We start from the raw sequence: 16,353 nt of genomic DNA, 5'->3' as shown, positions 1-16,353 counted from the left end.
CTGTCCTTGAGTGTTGTTATGCCTAAGTCAAGCTAAGCACTCTGTTGGAGCATGGCAATTCGACTTAGGTTCAATTTGTTTACTCATACTAAGTATGGGTGACTTAAAGAAATTTCAATACCATCCTTCTATCAGTTCAACTGATTTGAATCGAAGTTCTACATCTTCAAGTTACTTGAGTATAATACCGCCATCGCGCAAAAATCACAGACCACACTCAGTCAAAGAGTGTTTCGAGAGTTTAATTTGTTAAGTTACCGCCACAGCTTCCACGCTGGCAACCATGCTGACGTGGTAAAACACATCGTTCAAAGCCTCATTCTTGATGCACTAAAGCAGAAAGATAAGCCGTTTGTTTATCACGATACCCACTCGGGTGTGGGACGTTACGATCTGACTCACGAATGGTCTGAGAAAACGGGCGAATACAAACAAGGCATCGCACGCATTTGGGACAACCCAAACATCCCTGAAGAGATTGCAAGCTACATCGATTCAATCAAAACATTGAACAACGGTGAGACCCTGCGTTACTACCCAGGTTCACCACGCGTTGCACGTGCGCAAATCCGCCCGCAAGACCGCATGGTTCTAACTGAATTGCACCCAGCCGATCACCCGCTACTAGAGCAAGAGTTCCACCGCGATCGTCAAGTGAGCATCTACAAAGAAGATGGCTTTAAGCGTCTGAAAGGCAGTTTGCCACCGCAAGAACGCCGTGGTTTGGTGCTGATTGATCCTCCATACGAGCTCGCAAAAGAGTACCGTGACGTAGTACAAGCGATTTTCCAAAGCCATAAACGTTGGGCGACGGGTATCTACGCAATTTGGTACCCAGTGGTAAACCGCTGCGATATCGAAGATATGATTGAAGGCCTAGAAGGCTTGGGGATCACTAAAATCCTGCAAATCGAGCTTGGTGTCTCTCCCGACACCAACGAACGCGGCATGACCGCATCAGGTATGATCGTGATTAACCCGCCGTGGAAACTGGAAAGCCAGATGAAAGAGATTCTGCCATTCCTACAAGAAGCGATCGCGCCAGCAACCGGCCACTGGAAAGTTGACTGGATCGTTCCAGAATAAAAAAACACTGAATTTCAGAATCTTAAAGCGCAACGATGACCTCGTTGCGCTTTTTTATTTTCTAAAAATTTTCGTCTGCGCTTCGTCTTTTCTTTTTTGCCTGCGTCTTAGGGATGTAAACAAGCTAAAACATAGAGAGAAATGACCATGCTTAAAGTTATCAGTTTTAAAATTTGCCCATTTGTTCAGCGCGTAACCGCGGCACTAGAATCAAAACAGATCCCTTACGAGATTGAATACATCAATTTAAAAGACAAACCACAATGGTTCCTAGACATCTCACCAAACGGTCAAGTGCCTGTGATGGTGACAGAATCTGGCACGGCACTGTTTGAGTCGGATGCAATCATCGAATACATCGAAGACGAATACGGTCCGTTAGAGCAAGGCGTGACAAACGAACAACGCGCACTAGACCGAGCATGGAGCTACCTAGGTTCTAAACACTACTTACCTCAGTGCGGCACCATGGGCAGCAAAGACCAAGCAACCTTCGAAGAACGTGCAGAGAAGCTGTTCAAAGCGTTCCAAAAAGCAGAAAACCAACTGTCTAGTGAAACCAAGTTCTTCAAATCCGATGAACTAAGCAATGTAGACATGGCTTGGTTGCCGCTTCTGCATCGCGCTGCCGTCGTCAAAGCGCACTCTGGTTACGACTTCTTCTGTGGTCTGCCAAAAATGCAGGCATGGCAAAAACACATCCTAGAATCAGGATTGGTAGAGAAGACAGTATCGGAAGATTTCGTGCAGCTGTTTAGCAACTTCTACCTCACCAACACTTATTTAGCAGATGGTAAGGACGTGCAAGCCCAGTCAGGCTGTGGCACATCAAGCTGCTGCGGTTAATGCTTTTCCTCTCCCCTGAGCATGAAAAACACCAAGCGGAATAGCGCCTTATTCCGCTTTGCTATCCTTTCATCGCTATTTGTCATAAGCAATGTCACTTTTTCCCATTTAGGAAATTGCTAGACTCGATTTATGATAGGGACATGGAATTAACAACAATTCCGTTGGGCTGTTGAGTTCATCACCCAGCACCCCAATGTAATTATTGTCAGACAAAATTAATAAGCTCTTGGAGAAAGTAATGGCGACTCATTTTGATTATATCTGTATCGGCGGCGGCAGCGGCGGTATCGCATCAGCAAACCGTGCGGCAATGTACGGTGCTAAAGTAGCGCTTATCGAAGCTCAAGACCTTGGCGGCACGTGTGTAAACGTTGGTTGTGTGCCTAAGAAAGTCATGTGGCACGGCGCGCAAGTTGCAGAAGCAATGAACCTGTACGCAGAAGACTACGGCTTCGATGTAGATGTAAAAGGTTTCGACTGGAGCAAACTGGTTGAGAGTCGTCAGGCTTACATTGGTCGTATCCACCAATCTTACGACCGTGTTCTTGGCAACAACAAAGTAAACGTTATCAAAGGTTTTGCTAAGTTCGTTGACGAGAAAACAGTTGAAGTAAACGGTGAACACTACACAGCGGATCATATCCTGATCGCAGTGGGTGGCCGTCCAACAATTCCAAACATTCCAGGTGCAGAATACGGCATCGATTCAAACGGCTTCTTCGAGCTTGCTGAGCAACCAAAACGCGTTGCAGTGATCGGCGCGGGTTACATCGCGGTTGAAATCGCGGGCGTTTTACATGCACTTGGCACAGAAACACACCTGTTCTGCCGTAAAGAATCACCGCTACGTAGCTTCGACCCAATGATCATCGAAACGCTAGTAGAAGTAATGGAAGCGAAAGGCCCAACGCTGCACACCCACTCTGTACCAAAAGAAGTGGTGAAAGAAGCAGACGGCAGCCTAACTCTGCACCTAGAAAACGGTGAAAGCCAAAACGTAGATACCCTAATCTGGGCAATCGGTCGCCACCCAGCTACAGATGCTATCAACCTAGCATCAACTGGCGTTGCAACGAACGACCGTGGCTACATTAAGGTAGACGAATACCAAACAACTAACGTTCCTGGCATCTACTGTGTGGGTGACATCATGGAAGGTGGTATTGAGCTAACGCCAGTGGCTGTTAAAGCGGGTCGTCAACTTTCTGAACGCCTATTTAATGGCAAAACTAACGCGAAGATGGATTACGAATTGGTACCAACCGTGGTATTCAGCCACCCACCAATCGGCACAATCGGTCTAACGACTCAAGAAGCAGAAGAGAAATACGGCAAAGACAACATCAAAGTCTACACGTCTGGCTTTACTGCGATGTACACAGCGGTTACTAAGCACCGTCAACCATGTAAGATGAAGCTAGTATGTGCTGGCGAAGAAGAAACGGTTGTTGGTCTACACGGCATCGGCTTTACCGTTGATGAAATGATTCAAGGCTTCGGTGTAGCAATGAAGATGGGCGCAACCAAGGCGGACTTCGACTCTGTTGTGGCTATCCACCCAACAGGCTCTGAAGAGTTCGTGACAATGCGTTAATCACGCGTGGATCGCTTTGCTGATTTAAGCAGATAAACAAAAAGGGTCATCAATTACTTGATGACCCTTTTTCTATTCACGTTTTAAAACGTTCGGGGGTATTTCGGAGCCGTTTGCGCGTTTTACTTAACTGCGCGAACCAATTCTGCAATACCTTCCCAATCGCCGTTGTCCATCATAGCGGTTGGCACCATCCAAGTACCGCCACAAGCGACAACCGATTTCAGCGCTAGGTAATCTTCCACGTTAGATGGGCTTACACCACCTGTTGGCATGAATTCCACTGGGTAAACCGCCGTTAGTGCTTTAAGCATGTTTACGCCGCCTGAAGGCTCAGCAGGGAAGAACTTCAGGGTACGTAGACCCATTTCCATCGCTTGCTCAACCAAGCTTGGGTTGTTCACACCCGGTACGATTGTAACGTTGCGTTGCTGACAGTATTTCACTGTGGTTGGGTTGAAACCTGGACTCACGATAAAGTCCACGCCCGCTTCAATCGCGATGTCCACTTGCTCTGTTGTCAGCACAGTACCAGCACCGATCAGCAGTTCTGGGTACGCTTCACGCATGATGCGGATCGACTCAGCCGCCGCTTCAGTGCGGAATGTCACTTCCGCACATGGTAAACCGTTTTCTACCAACACTTTTGCCAGTGGCAGAGCGTGTGCTACATCGTTGATTGCGATAACTGGGACGATTTTGATTTCTCTTAATCGTTGTTCAAGTGTTGCCATGGGTAACCTCTAAAGAATAAAGCTTAATGTTGCTACGATAATAAACGCGATACTACCAAGTAACGTTTCCATTACCGTCCAAGTTTTTAGCGTTGTTTTCTCATCCATCTCTAGTAGACGAGATACTAGCCAGAAACCAGAGTCGTTGAAGTGAGAAAGCACTGTTGCACCACCTGCAATCGCGATAACGATAAAGCATAGGTCTAGCTCGCTCAAACCAGTTGATGCTGCCACTACTGGCGCGATAAGTGCTGCAGTTGTCGTTAGTGCTACAGTTGCTGAGCCTTGAGCAACACGCAAACAGGTAGAGATAACAAACGCTGCTACGATCACTGGCATACCCGTGTCTGTCAGAACGTCTGCTAGTGCATCACCGATGCCACTTGCACGCAATACGCCACCGAACATACCACCCGCACCTGTCACTAGGATAACGCCACAGATTGGAGCTAATGAGTCGCCACACAGCTTCTCAAGTTTTGCCATGCCGTAGTCTTTTGCGAATATCGCAAGAGATACAAGCAGCGTAATCAGAAGTGCTACTGGTGTTTTACCTAGCATACGTAGGAACTCAACCAGAGCTGTTTTGCCATCAATCACACCCGCAACCGCTAGCGTGTTCAGTACTGTGTCTAGACAGATTAGCAGTACAGGCAGTACTAGGATGGTCATTACTGTGCCAAATTTTGGCAGCTTAGATTCATCAACTTGTGTTTCACCGTTGAAGAACGCTTTTGATAGTGGAATATCGAATTTCTTACCTGCGTACAAACCAAATAGGTAAGCGCCTAGGTACCAAGTTGGGATAGCGACTAGGATACCAACAACAAGCAGTAGGCCAATGTTTGCGCCTAGGAATTCAGCGGCTGCAACAGGACCTGGGTGCGGAGGAACAAAGCCGTGCATTACAGCAAATGCACCCGCCGCTGGTAGCGCGTACTTGATTGGCGAACCACCAAAGCGTGCAGCCACACTTAGGATGATTGGCATCATAACCACTAGGCCAGCATCAAAGAAGATTGGGAAACCAAACAGTAATGATGCCACACCTAATGCTAACGGTGCGCGCTCTTTACCGAAGCGTCCAATCAAAGTGTCTGCCAGTACTTTTGCACCGCCAGTCACTTCCAAAATCTTACCGATCATTGCGCCAAGACCAACCAGCAATGCAACTGATGCCAGTGTGCCACCAAAACCACTCATCATGGTTGGGACAACTTGATCAGAAGAAACGCCAGTAGCAATCGCAGTACCTAAACTCACCATAGTTAGGGAAGCGAAAGCATGCACTTTTAGCTTAATAATCAATACAAGTAACGCTGCAATCGCGAGGACGGCAATCGTTAGTAGGAACGTAGGGTCTGGAGCTTGGGTTAGCTGTTCCATGGGTTCACCTTTAAGAATTATTGTTTGTGTCGTGGTTCACATTTATTTGAGTTACCGGTAACATGTTACCGATAACATGAATAAGATAAACCCATATTTTAAAGTGAATTCAAAAATTGAGATCACGCGCAAATTTGTTATGAGGATAAGTTATGGCTGGTAGTAGTGTCGTCGTTATGGGCGTTTGTGCGAGTGGCAAAACCACAATTGGTGAGCACTTAGCAGAAAAGCTAGGACGTAAATTCATTGATGGAGACAACCTTCACCCACGAGCAAACATTCAGAAAATGGCATCAGGTCAGCCTCTGAATGACGACGACCGCAAACCATGGCTAGAACGCATCCGCGACGCAGCTTATAGCTTAGAAAGCAAAAACGAGCACGGCATTATTGTCTGCTCGGCACTAAAAAAGATTTACCGTGACCAAATCCGCGACGGTAACGAAAACGTTAGTTTCCTATTCCTAGACGGCAGCAAAGAATTGATCCTTGAACGCATGCGTGCTCGCCAAGGTCACTTCATGAAAGAGAACATGGTCAACAGCCAGTTTGAAACGCTTGAGCGCCCAGAGAACGAACCTCGTACCATTTTTGTTGATATTGATGCCACGATCGAAGAAGTGGTAGCTAACGCAGCTGAACTCATTCGAGCTCAAAATGAGGTGACCGCATGACTCATCAAGTAATTTTAGATGTTACTCAACGCTTAGTAGAGCGCAGCCAAGAGGCGCGTGCGGCGTTTCTTGCTCGCACTGAAGTCCAAGCAGAAGCCGGCAAAGGTCGTGTCGGTCTGTCTTGCGGTAACTTGGCGCACGCCGTTGCGGCATCTTGTTCTTCAGAAAAGAAAAGCATTCTGGATTTCACTCATTCGAATGTGGCGCTGATCAGTGCTTACAACGATATGCTGAGTGCCCACCAGCCTTACCAACACTACCCTGATCAAATCAAACAAGTGCTGTCTGGCTACGGTCACACTGCGCAAGTTGCTGGCTGCGTTCCGGCAATGTGTGATGGCGTGACTCAAGGTCAAGCTGGCATGGACATGTCGCTGTTTTCTCGTGACTTAATTGCTCAATCGACGGCACTTTCACTGAGCCACAACGTGTTCGATGCGACTCTGCTTCTGGGAATCTGCGACAAAATCGCACCAGGACAATTGATGGGCGCGCTGTCTTACGCACACCTACCAACGGCATTTGTGCCAGCAGGTTTGATGGCAACGGGCATCAGCAATGAAGAGAAAGTCGACGTTCGCCAAAAATACGCGGCGGGCGAAGTTGGCAAAGACGCACTACTTGATATGGAGTGTCGCGCTTACCACTCAGCGGGCACGTGTACTTTCTACGGCACCGCAAACACCAACCAGCTTGTGTTTGAGGCAATGGGTTTGATGCTACCAGGTTCGGCCTTCATCCATCCACATACTGAGCTACGCAAGGCGCTAACCGATCATACAGCTCTGAAAATCGCGGCAATGAATGCGGGTTCAGCCAACTTCCGTCCATTGTCTGAAGTGGTCACCGAAAAGAGCCTAATCAACGGCATTATTGCGCTGTTGGCATCGGGCGGTAGCACCAACCACACTATCCACATGTTGGCAGTGGCGCGTGCAGCAGGTTTGATTCTGACATGGCAAGACATCAGTGATCTATCTGAAGTCGTGCCACTATTGGCGCGCGTTTACCCGAATGGTCCAGCTGACATGAACGCATTCCAAGAAGCGGGCGGCGTACCTGCGCTATTGCATCGTTTGGACGAGTCGGGCTTGCTTCATCGTGACGTGAAACCGGTATTCGGCGAATTCGAAGACCAAATGACGCTACCTACGCTAGTTGACGGCAAACTGACTTGGACACCATGTGGTGGCAGCCAAGACGGCGAAGTGATTGCTGCGCCAACGCAAGCTTTCCAAAACACCGGTGGTACTCGCGTACTTAACGGTAACTTGGGTAAAGCCGTGGTAAAAGTGTCTGCGGTGAAAGAAGAGCAGCGCATCATCGAAGCGCCTGCGATCGTATTCCAGTGCCAACACGAAGTGGAAGCAGCGTACAAACGCGGTGAGCTAAACCAAGATTGCATCGTGGTTGTGACGCACAACGGTCCTGCAGCGAACGGCATGCCAGAGCTGCATAAACTGATGCCAATTCTTGGCAACGTACAGAAAGTGGGCTTTAAAGTCGCGCTAGTGACGGACGGTCGACTATCGGGTGCATCCGGTAAGATTCCATCAGCAATCCACGTTTCTCCAGAAGCGATTCGTGGCGGCGCGATTGGTTTGGTGCGCAATGGCGACATCATCCGCGTTGATTGCCAAACTGGCGAGTTGAATAACCTAAGCGATGTTGCTGGTCGTGAAAGGTTAGAGATGGACACTGAAGCGAAACAACAGACTTGGGGTCGTGGTTTCTTTAGCGTGATTCGTCAAAGCGTTTCGAGCGCAGAAGAAGGCGCAAGCTTTATTGTGTAAGGCGGGAAGCCCCTCAAAAACAGAAAAAGCGGAGTGTTGCGCACTCCGCTTTTTGTTTCGTAGACTACTTTCAATCATCAAGCCGTCTTCATCACCACAACCGCTGCAATCACCACAAAAATACCAAACCAGCCAATCGGCTTAAGCTTTTGTTTGAACAGCAAAGCACCACCAATCGCGGTACCTAAGATACCTATCGCGCCCCAAGAGGCGTATGCGATCGCAAGGTCAATCTCTTTTACCGCTTGAGCAAGCAAGGTAAACGCCGCCATCACCAATACAATCGCAGTGATGCCCCACCCTTTGTGCTTAAAGCCTTTAGAGCGAGTCAGCGCCATGTTCGCCATGATGTCGACCAACGCCGCCATAACAACAAATCCAAATGAAACAGTAAAAAATTGGCTCATGATTAACCCCTCGCATTCGATGAGCGTGACAACTCATCTTTTTGTTGAGGCTGACCGTGTGATTCGCCGAGCGTCACACACACGATACCGACCACTGCCAACGCCAAACCAAGCAACTGCTGCGCGCTTAAGTTGGCATCAAATAAAACGATAGAAACTAGGGTAATCAAGGCGATACCCAAGCCTTCCCACGTTGCGTACGCGACACCGATAGAGATTTTCTTTGCTGCTTTCGACAGGAAGTAATAGGAAATGGCGATCAGAACGTACATCACCAGATAGCCTTCCCACGCATTACTTTCGCCGATATACGACATGGTGCTGGTGCCAGCAACTTCGGCTACAATGGCAAGCAATAAAAATAGACGTGCAATGAGCATGATTCATCCTCCCCAGAAATTAAAAAACTGCATAATGGAGAATGGTGAATGTCCTTTAAGAATCAGACATTCAAAGAATTGATTATATAAAAAGAGCCGCTTCTCCTGACTATTTGCAGTCAGATTAGCTCTTCTTCAGTAAAACAGACAGGTAATTGAGATATTCATTTTTGAATATCTCAAAGGACAGTTTGCTTATCCGATCACGTTAATGGCGTATTGAGGGTTTGCTGCACCACTTGGTGCAAATGGCGGTGCAATGGGTGGTTACGGTAGGTCTGTAAATACCCCCCCGAAACAACAAATTGGCTGAACTCTCGGTTGACCATCGGCATTGGATAAGAGGCAAGTTCGTGCATCAAGTGCGCGGTACTTTGGCTAGCATACATGATGGCATCAGTCTCAAGCAGCATTTGGCAAGCGACGCGCAAGTTGTAAGATTTAAGCAGTACGACAGGCTCGTAACCCATACGGCGATACTCAGATTCAACTGTACAAAGTGGATTGTAAGACGCAGGAGCAGGCAGAGAGACCAGTGGCAATTCCGACACCGTATCCCAGTCATTGCTGATTTGAGATAAGGTTGGATGGTCTTTACGAGCCAAAATCACCCGTTTTTCGACAAACAATGGACGCATGTAGATGTCTTTCGACAACTCAGTTTCTTGGTCGAGAATACAGTAGTCATGCTCACCCTCTAACATCTCGTCTTGGGAATAGATATTCCAACTAGAGAAGACAAACGAAGCTTGAGGAAAGGCTTGATGGCAACCGCGCAATAAACGCTGACCTTGTTCATCCATCAAATAGGGGTCGGTCACAATCGCAATCTGACCTTGGTATTCGAGCGGGTCAAAGTCCGAAAACTCCTGGACCACTTTTTCTAGCGGCGACAGCATGTTATCAAACTCCGCAGCTAAGCGAATTGCCATTGGGGATGGCTCCACCCCGTGCGCTTTACGCACAAACAATGGATCATCAAACACGTCTTTCAGCTTCATCACACCACGGCTGGCACTGGGTTGCGAAATACCAAGCTGCATCGCCGCCAACTTGATGCTGCGGTTATCCACCACGGCTTTGAGTAAGCGCATTAAATTGAGGTCTAGCGCATCAAGTTGATGTGGCATAACGGCACCCTAGTGATGAAACTGAAATAATGGCGGACTACACGCTCTCGCCTGCGGTAATTCGGTAACCCATATCGACCATTTTGTCGTCTTGAGCTTCCCCTTTTAGACGCGCAATCAACAACTCTGCACTCTTTTCACCAATTTCAAAACGCGGCGTATCCACGCTGGTCAGTTTTGGACTGATGCTTTGGCCAATGTCTAAAGCGTTGTAGCCAACGACCGCAAGTTGTTCTGGTACTTTGATGCCACGTTGTTGAGCACTCAACAAGGTACCAATAGCAATATCATCGTTGGTACAGAAAACGCCATCAAGATCAGGGTAAGTTGCAAGTGCACGCTCTAATAAATCATGCGCTAGCGAAAAGCTTGAGTGATCACCCGTTAGGACGTGTTTTGGCTCCAAACCCGCTTCAGTCATTGCGCGGTCATAGCCCTGCATACGCAATTTTGTTCGCGTATCCAAGCGAGCGCCGAAGTAAACGATGGTGCGCTTGCCAGATTCCAACATACGCTTTACGACGCTGTAAGAGGCATCTTCGTGATCCATGCCGACCGCCATATCAATCGGCTGCTCTGGCAGTTCCATGGTTTCGACCACGGGCACACCGGCGTTCTTGATCATCTGTAAAGTGCGTTGGGTATGGTGGCTTTCGGTTAGGATTAAGCCATCAACTTGGTAAGAGAGCAGCGACGCGATTTTGCGTTCTTCTTCCAATTCGTCATAGCTAAAGTGTGCGAGCAGTGTTTCGTAACCATTAGCTTTAGTGACCGTTTCAATGCCCTGAACAAAAGAAGCAAAAATTTGGTTGGACAGTGAAGGCAGTAAGATACCAATCGCTTTACTGGAAGACTTAGATAACATCGCCGGAGCACGGTTTTCGATGTAGCCCATCTCTTCAATCGCTGCGGCGATCTTTACTCGAGTCTTTTCTGCCACAGATTCCGGATTACGCATATAACGCGATACCGTCATCTTAGTTACGCCAACTTTGTCTGCGACATCCTGCAATGTCGTGCGTGATTTTTTATTATGTTGAGCCATAAATATCTAATTTATCAGTAATGTTACTAGTAACATTATGACCAATACGCCCGCTCGCGACAAGCCAAGTAGAGATTATTCACCATATAACCAACAAAATCATAAGCTTAATAAAAGCACAGTAACCAAATTGCGCTCTCATAATTGTGATTCAAAGCCGAATAAATAAATGACATTAATATTAAGTTTCTTATAAACTGCCGTACCTAAAAAAATAAGATAAAAAGTATAGTGCAGTTAGGCTCCAGCAAAACCCAGATTTACTATCACCTGCTTGATCTGGACGACTCTCAACAACAGCAATACCTAGCAACATTGCAGAAGAGTCAACCTGAGCTTTACCTCCAAATCGCCCCTCTTTTGGCTATCGACCAACAACAGGAACAACTCACTCAGTTGCTCGGTTTTTGCGCGCATCAGGCCACGAGCCATGAAGTCGATCTAAGTGGAGAAGTGATCAGTAAATATCGCCTTACCCATGAATTAGGTCGTGGTGGCATGGGGGTAGTCTATGCGGCACAGCGCGCTGATGAGACGTTTGAGCAAGACCTTGCAATCAAGTTTATCCAAAGCAATTTGAGTCAGGTTTTAGGACAACGAGCATTGTTTGATGAAGCGCAGTTGCTGGCTCGCTTGAATCACCCATACATTGCCAAAGTGTTCGATGGCGGTCTACACGATGATTCGGTTTACATCGTGATGGAACGAGTTTTTGGCCAAACCCTGGACGCTTACCTTTCGTTACTGCCAATGGAAGACGACGATAAGTTACTGCTGTTCAAGCAGATCTGTGAGGCCATGGAACACGCCCACCAGCATCAGGTCTTGCATGCGGATCTCAAACCGGAAAACATTCTGATTGATCGCAACAAGCGGCCAAAACTGCTCGACTTTAACCTAACACAAAAAGCGCAGTCGAATTCTGAAGAATCGCATTCAGGCTTAATCGCCTTTAGTGAACATTACGCCAGCCCCGAACAACAAAAGGGCCAGTTCTTAACGGAGCAAAGTGATGTGTATTCTCTGGGTAAGATTCTGGCGCTGATGTTTCCAAACCCACCAGTTTGGTCTGATGTGTATTGGGTGATCCGTCGAGCAACTCGCTCTATAGCAAAGCAACGCCACCGCAATGTGCGCACCTTACGGTTAGATATTGAGAACATTCTTGAGCACCGTCCAATCGAACAAAAGAAGCACTGGCCTCTGTACAGCATACTTCGTCTAGTACAGCGCCGACCGCTGCCATCGGTATTGTCCGCAATCTTAGTGTTATCTGGTTTGTTGTTTAGTAACACTCTGATTCAAAAGAACATCCAACTGCAACAAGAGAAGAAGATTGCAGAAGACATCATGTACGAAGTAACACGCCTTGTCTTCCATGCCAAGGGGCAAAATGTCGAGCATATGTCCGTCAGTGCCATGATGGAGCTGACACGTAGGCGGATTCTGTCTAATCCAGATATCCCCAAACACATAAAACAAAAAATGTTATTGGCGATGATGACACCGGTGCCAGAGAAGCACCTAACAAACGCAATAAGTTGTCAGCCAAATTGTGCACCTGATATTCGCACTAAACAGAAAGGCTAAAACACAAAAAGGCTTAAACACAAAGATGTACACACGTTCCATGGCGATTTGGCTATCCGCTTTAGCGATGGCCCCAGCTTGGGCGAACATGACTTCTGCACCCGAGGTGTCAGAAGCAGTCACGCCTACCATCAAGCAAGGTTTTTTCATCGACTCTCCGGTGACGGGACTGTATTACAAAACGACCTCCAACCTTTCTGGTTTTACACAGAAAGGTGCATTTGATTATCATCCAGGCGATGTCATCAGCTTTTTCCTCGGTAATGACGACAAAGGCTATCTACTGACGACTATGTCCAGCCAAGAAGTCTTGACTCCAACCATGGCAACCACCAAGCCAAGTCGCAGTATCAATATGACCCGCTTGTTGCTTTCTCTCGATAGCACACCAGAAAATCGTCAAGAGATTGTGTTAGCCAACAAGGTTCTCTCTGACCCAGCCTTCCAAGCGCAACTCAAACGCCTCGATCTCAATGTCATTGATAATGCCAAACATCAGCTCAACTTAGATTGGGTTTCGGTAGAAGAAGCGGTGGAGCATCTCAATGAAAGCCAAACCTATATTGAGAAAAACTTTGCTTCGAATGAAATCATCTTTGAGCCCAAAAACGTGCGCTTTAAGAACATCATCATCAAGAAAAAGGACTGGCAAGGCCGCGCTTGTGCATTTGATATTCGTTACCAACATCATCCACGTTATCGCCCACCGATTGGCGAGGTTAACTTCACCATTACCGAAACGTCTCTTATTCAGCATCCAAGCATTGGTGATTACTTCCAAGGTTGTTTCTTAGCACGTAACCACAGCATAACCGAAGACATTGTCGAGCCTATCGAAAAGTTTTCTGAATGGGAGAGCTTGGTTGGCTGTTCCGATACCGGCTGCACACGTAACGATCTCAACGGTTTCTCACTGGAAGACTACGACGATGAAGGCGATTGGAAATATCGTTCTGTTGCCCTCAACTTTGACCCAAGCACCCGACTTTTGATGGAAAAAGTGCAAGGGTTAGGTCAAAACGAGCACATCCAGCACCAAAACCGTACTGAAATGCTATGGTTCACCTACCCCGATTCCATCGATAGCCAAATTGCCTACCAAGGTGTGTGGCAACAAACCCAGTACCTACGTGATTCAATGAAACAATCTTGTTTGTTGATGCGTTACAACCAAGTATTGCGTCTACCTGTTGATGCCATCACCTGCCCTACCGACACCCGCTTATATACCCAAGATGTCACCAACGACTATTTGGATATGTGGTGGGTCAACAACGATGAGCCGAGCGCAGAACTAGCGCAGATGAATGTGATGGTACGTTGGTCACCAACCCCTTCTGAAATCAACTACACCACGTGGGAATACCTGCCAGCAGGCAAAACGTGGGAACAAGGTATTTTGTATCGCTACCAGCAAGACATCAGTCGTAACCGTGATGGCTCTGACCATATTGAAACCCACACCATCTCTGAGTTTGTAAAAGTAAGTGAGGACGTATAACCATGGCTTCCAATTCCACCCTGACGCAAATCATTCAACAATGGCAAGCTGGTAACAAACAAGCGGAAAGTGAGTTATACCAATTCGCTTATCTTCAATTGCGTAAAATTGCTCAGCAAGAGCGCGAACGCAATGCCGAAAAATACGGCACCGACAATAAGGTACTGGCAGACAGCGTGAACAGCACCACGGCGCTAATCCATGACGCCTACTTAAAGATGTCTAGTTGCGACATGAGTGAGATTGAAACCAAGCGCGATTTCTTCTTGATGGCCGCCAAGGTAATGCGCCAGATTTTGATCGACAATGCACGTGCTCATCAAGCGCAGAAGCGCCAACACATCACCTTGATGAAAGAGGAAGAAGATCGCTTCGAGCAACTCATCATCATGGACAAAGCGCTCGACAACTTTAGTGTACGCTATCCACGCCAATCTAACGCATTAAAACTCAAGTATCTGATGGGCATGAAAAACCAAGAGATCTGTGAACTGCTCGAATGCAGCGCCAGTTTGATTGAAAAAGACCTTAAGTTCTCGCGCAGCTGGCTGCAATCTAGAATGGCGCACGCGTAATATCATGACGAAAAAATACTGGATTGCAGGCGCACTGGGTGTTTGCTTAATGGCAAGCTACTGGCTTTCAGATGAACAAGCAGCCGCTGCGGCTGCCAATATAGAGCCAGCACAAAATGGCCTAGATAAGAGAAAAACGTCCCAAGGTGAGCGCACTTCGTTGATTGAAGTAAAGCAAGCCTTAACCTCATCAGTCTTGGAACGAAACAACGAACTTGCCTTTGAAAAAGCACTCGAATCTGCGTTATCAGAGCAACCTGAACAGGTTCAAGATGCTTTTGGATCATCGGTGGTCAATTACTCCGGAGACCTGACTCAAACTTACATCAGTAACAACCAAAATAACGATGCGACAAACAACGGCAAGCCGATCATTAACCTTGCCGTGGAACAACAACTACAAACGATCATCTTTGGTTGGGAGCTTACACAAAACAACCCCATCAACTACTCGCTAGGGTTAGATCAGCTATTTGAAGATCCGGAAGGTGACCTGCTCACAACTCGTATTTGGCTAGAAAATGCCAACGGGTTAAGTGTGCTCAATCAAGGGCAAATCATGCTTCAAGGTGCGCCAAAAGCCTTCGACCAAACCACCTTCTTGGCTGTATCTGCACGAGATGACCACCATGGCTCGGAAGATCATGCATGGGTTACCACACGTTTTGAACTGCCAGCGGTGATTGAAGAACAAAATAACACTGAGCACCCTCTCATTGATGGCATTGTCTATCGTCTTGAATCCACAACTTTGCTTGGTGGGAAAAAATTCGAGTATGAAGTCGTGTATTGCGAGGCATTTCAGTTTATCGATGACGACGTTTTTTATGCCGCAGCCAACAACAAAACTCGTTGCCCAGAAGAGAATGAACTAAAGAAAGTGGGCAGCTATCAGATCAGCGATGATTCACTGATTGTGCAAACCAACAGAACGCAACAAATATGGACCACCAAAAAGGTCTATACCTCGCGTGTGCATAAAGAAACCGAAAACTACTTTATTACTGTCTTCGACAATAAACGTTTCGAAAGCTACACCATGCAGAAAAACAAACGCTCGATGGAAGAACGTTTGAACGTCAATACTGGAAAGGATCTTGAGCACTTCACACTGTTTGATTTGCTCATCCCGACTGAAGGGGGTTATCGCCATACACTCGCCAACAACTACATTTTTGATAGACGGTTTGCTCAAGGTGATGAGTATTACGATGGTTTCGACTCCGACCTCAACATAAGTGCACCCAATAGCGACTTCTTCAGTCATGAAATGTGCCAATTTTGGGACGCTTCAATTGTCGCGGGCGAAGGCATGTTCAATGATATCGTGTCTTATTCCAACAACACCCATTGTGCCACTGCACCAATACCGTCCGCGTATGCCTTTGTTTACTTCAACAATGATTACCATGCCAATGACGTCTTTCTTCATGGGGAAGCTTACAGCTATATTTTACGTCCCTTACCTAAGTACGCCAGTGAAGTTGAAGAACTTAAGCTCAATATGATTTATCACGATCCTCTTGGTACGAAAACCAATCAAAAATTAACTAAAAACTCAAAATAAGTCGTTGTATTCCATAATCAGCACCACTATTGATAATTTAGA

15 protein-coding genes are annotated in these 16,353 nt (G+C 47.0%); 9 read left to right on the top strand and 6 right to left on the bottom strand.

Annotation, left to right across the window (positions count from 1 at the left end; translation table 11 throughout):
* Positions 1–246 precede the first annotated feature (246 nt).
* The 3 genes from OQJ86_RS18565 to gorA all read left to right on the top strand — a co-directional run bounded on the left by OQJ86_RS18565 (position 247) and on the right by gorA (position 3,529).
* Positions 247–1,086 (top strand): 23S rRNA (adenine(2030)-N(6))-methyltransferase RlmJ, encoded by an 840-nt coding sequence (locus OQJ86_RS18565; protein WP_038877048.1) that lies wholly within the window; start codon positions 247–249, stop codon positions 1,084–1,086.
* 141 nt (positions 1,087–1,227) lie between these two features.
* Positions 1,228–1,932 carry a glutathione S-transferase family protein gene (locus tag OQJ86_RS18560; RefSeq protein ID WP_265989091.1) on the top strand — a complete coding sequence of 235 codons (705 nt, stop codon included), beginning with the start codon at positions 1,228–1,230 and terminating at the stop codon, positions 1,930–1,932.
* Positions 1,933–2,173: 241 nt separating this feature from the next.
* A complete protein-coding gene (gene gorA / locus OQJ86_RS18555; protein ID WP_265989089.1) occupies positions 2,174–3,529 on the top strand; it encodes a glutathione-disulfide reductase in 1,356 nt (451 codons plus the stop codon).
* A gap of 122 nt (positions 3,530–3,651) precedes the next feature.
* Here gorA and OQJ86_RS18550 read toward each other — a convergent pair whose 3' ends face one another.
* Positions 3,652–4,263 carry a bifunctional 4-hydroxy-2-oxoglutarate aldolase/2-dehydro-3-deoxy-phosphogluconate aldolase gene (locus OQJ86_RS18550; protein WP_265989088.1) on the bottom strand — a complete coding sequence of 204 codons (612 nt, stop codon included), beginning with the start codon at positions 4,261–4,263 and terminating at the stop codon, positions 3,652–3,654.
* A 9-nt stretch (positions 4,264–4,272) separates the two neighbouring features.
* A complete protein-coding gene (locus OQJ86_RS18545) occupies positions 4,273–5,649 on the bottom strand; it encodes a GntP family permease (protein WP_039975958.1) in 1,377 nt (458 codons plus the stop codon).
* A gap of 152 nt (positions 5,650–5,801) precedes the next feature.
* On the opposite strand from OQJ86_RS18545, the gene OQJ86_RS18540 reads away from it, so the two are divergent.
* Positions 5,802–6,323: a gluconokinase gene (locus tag OQJ86_RS18540; protein WP_039975960.1), complete on the top strand. Its 522-nt coding sequence runs from the start codon at positions 5,802–5,804 to the stop codon at positions 6,321–6,323.
* Positions 6,320–8,116 (top strand): phosphogluconate dehydratase, encoded by a 1,797-nt coding sequence (gene edd, locus OQJ86_RS18535; protein ID WP_265989085.1) that lies wholly within the window; start codon positions 6,320–6,322, stop codon positions 8,114–8,116. Before OQJ86_RS18540 ends, edd begins: the two co-directional genes overlap by 4 nt.
* Positions 8,117–8,193: 77 nt before the next feature.
* On the opposite strand, the gene OQJ86_RS18530 is transcribed toward edd, so the two are convergent.
* The 4 genes from OQJ86_RS18530 to OQJ86_RS18515 form a co-directional block, all read right to left on the bottom strand.
* Entirely contained in the window at positions 8,194–8,523 is a 330-nt protein-coding gene (locus tag OQJ86_RS18530) for an SMR family transporter (protein WP_005429986.1), read from the bottom strand.
* Between the two features lie 2 nt (positions 8,524–8,525).
* Positions 8,526–8,903 carry an SMR family transporter gene (locus OQJ86_RS18525; protein ID WP_038869949.1) on the bottom strand — a complete coding sequence of 126 codons (378 nt, stop codon included), beginning with the start codon at positions 8,901–8,903 and terminating at the stop codon, positions 8,526–8,528.
* Positions 8,904–9,106: 203 nt separating this feature from the next.
* Positions 9,107–10,033, bottom strand: a complete 927-nt coding sequence (locus OQJ86_RS18520) for a LysR family transcriptional regulator (RefSeq protein ID WP_038869947.1) — start codon at positions 10,031–10,033, stop codon at positions 9,107–9,109.
* 37 nt (positions 10,034–10,070) lie between these two features.
* Positions 10,071–11,078, bottom strand: coding sequence for a LacI family DNA-binding transcriptional regulator (locus OQJ86_RS18515; protein ID WP_265989081.1), 1,008 nt, complete (start codon positions 11,076–11,078; stop codon positions 10,071–10,073).
* A gap of 231 nt (positions 11,079–11,309) precedes the next feature.
* On the opposite strand from OQJ86_RS18515, the gene OQJ86_RS18510 reads away from it, so the two are divergent.
* Genes OQJ86_RS18510 through OQJ86_RS18495 form a run of 4 tightly spaced genes read left to right on the top strand, consistent with a single transcriptional unit; the run spans position 11,310 to position 16,311 of the window.
* Positions 11,310–12,668: a serine/threonine-protein kinase gene (locus tag OQJ86_RS18510; protein WP_265989079.1), complete on the top strand. Its 1,359-nt coding sequence runs from the start codon at positions 11,310–11,312 to the stop codon at positions 12,666–12,668.
* A 25-nt stretch (positions 12,669–12,693) separates the two neighbouring features.
* Positions 12,694–14,169: a chromosome partitioning protein ParA gene (locus tag OQJ86_RS18505; protein WP_265989077.1), complete on the top strand. Its 1,476-nt coding sequence runs from the start codon at positions 12,694–12,696 to the stop codon at positions 14,167–14,169.
* 2 nt (positions 14,170–14,171) lie between these two features.
* On the top strand, positions 14,172–14,744 hold the full coding sequence (locus OQJ86_RS18500; RefSeq protein ID WP_038877068.1) for a sigma-70 family RNA polymerase sigma factor: 573 nt from the start codon (positions 14,172–14,174) through the stop codon (positions 14,742–14,744).
* A gap of 4 nt (positions 14,745–14,748) precedes the next feature.
* Entirely contained in the window at positions 14,749–16,311 is a 1,563-nt protein-coding gene (locus OQJ86_RS18495; RefSeq protein WP_265989074.1) for a hypothetical protein, read from the top strand.
* The last annotated feature ends 42 nt before the right edge of the window (positions 16,312–16,353 follow it).

It is taken from the genome of Vibrio sp. Sgm 5 (assembly GCF_026241575.1).
GTDB lineage: Bacteria > Pseudomonadota > Gammaproteobacteria > Enterobacterales > Vibrionaceae > Vibrio > Vibrio jasicida.
The sequence above is the reverse complement of the archived record's forward strand: the minus strand, read 5'-3'. Positions and strand labels throughout refer to the sequence as shown.